This is a genomic window from Hyphomonas chukchiensis (assembly GCF_000682695.1).
GTDB classification, from domain to species: domain Bacteria; phylum Pseudomonadota; class Alphaproteobacteria; order Caulobacterales; family Hyphomonadaceae; genus Hyphomonas; species Hyphomonas chukchiensis.
Map to the genome: position 1 here is coordinate 1 of NZ_AWFG01000083.1, position 1,019 is coordinate 1,019.

The window sequence follows — 1,019 nt, forward strand, 5'->3', positions numbered from 1 at the left end:
ACCTTGAACGGCTTTCCGGCCGCCTCGAGACGTTGGCGCAGGGCTTTCAGTGCCGGGTCGAAGCGGGTTGCTATGAAGGCGGCCTGGTAGAGAGTTTTCCGCACCTGCTTTCGCCCGCCCCAGATATGGCGCTGGCCGCGCACCTGCCCTGAGTCGCAGGCATGCGGGGCAAGGCCTGCGAGGTTGGCAATGGCGCCCCGGCTGACCCGGCCGAGCTCCGGCAGGCGGGCCAGCAGGCTGGCGGCGGTGACCGGACCGATGCCAGGTGCGCTGCGCAGGCGCTGTTCGGTTGCGGCAAGCACCTCGTCGGACGCGATCTGCGCGGCGATCTCAGCATCGACCTTTGTGATCCGGCCCTTCAGGACACGGATCAGGCTGGCAATATCAGCGCGCACGAATGCATCGCTGGCCTGCTTGAGACGATTGGCTTCGCGGGCCGCCTGATCGACTAGATCCTCGCGCCGGGCGACGAGGGCGGCTAGCCGTGTCCGGGCCGGGTCAGGTGGCGGTGTGGGGGAGAGCTCCAGCGCACGGCCCATGACGGCCAGCACGCAGGCATCGACCTGGTCGGTCTTGGCCAGGCGTCCGGTCGCCCGGGCAAATTCCCGCGCCTGTCTTGGATTGACGCGGGCATAAGCCATGCCAGCTGCGGCAAGGGCTTCAGCTAGAGGTCGCTCATAGCCGCCTGAAGCCTCGAAGACGACAAGCGTATCCGAGCATCCGGCGGCAAAGACCTTCAGGGATTTCACGGTCATCTCGATGCGGCTGGCCTTGCCGCTCTCGAGATTATAGGTGTCGATCCAGTGCTTGGCGATATCGACGCCGATGACATTTTGGGGCATGATGTTCCTGTCCTTGTCATGCGGGGCTGGCCGCTGCGAACGTCCACCCCAGTCAACTGTTCAGGGCGATTGTGAAACTGGCAGGCGGGCCATTCGCTACGCTGCGGTCCTCAAAGACCAGGGGTGGGTCCAAGCCCCGCCTGCCAGATACACCCTACAGCAAATTGACAATACAAG

At 64.8% G+C, this 1,019-nt stretch carries 1 protein-coding gene; it reads right to left on the reverse strand.

The features are described from left to right. Nucleotides 1–842: IS110 family RNA-guided transposase (locus tag HY30_RS17500; RefSeq protein ID WP_034744047.1), on the reverse strand; the 842-nt coding region annotated here is incomplete at its 3' end. Nucleotides 843–1,019 lie beyond the last annotated feature (177 nt).